1 pseudogene is annotated in these 309 nt (G+C 38.2%); it reads right to left on the bottom strand.

Annotated elements, in window-relative coordinates:
- Positions 1 to 309, bottom strand: a pseudogene (locus tag ACFIK8_RS12000) (SurA N-terminal domain-containing protein); the annotation flags it as partial.

Below are 309 nucleotides of genomic sequence, written 5' to 3'. Positions count from 1 at the left end.
ACGTGCATTAACAAGACGTCCCCACCCTATTTGTCCACGAATATAATCCTTAAAGTGTTGCACGGTAATATCATTTTGCATCAGAATCTGGTTAAGTTGATCAACGGTCATATTATTTTGCATTGCAAAGTTCTCAAAAGCGCTCTCAACTTCATTATCGCTCACCTCAATATTACGACGTTTTATTTCGATATTTTTTACGATTTCATTAATAAGCTCATTTTCAGCTTGCGCAGCAAGATTGCCTTGCTTTTGTTGTAATTTGAGAAAAGCAGGCGCCCGTGGGATGCGCTATTTGTTAAAGGATTG

It is taken from the genome of Bartonella sp. MR168JLCBS (genome assembly GCF_042194175.1).
Note: the sequence above shows the minus strand (reverse complement) of the source record. Positions and strands in the feature narration are given on the sequence as shown.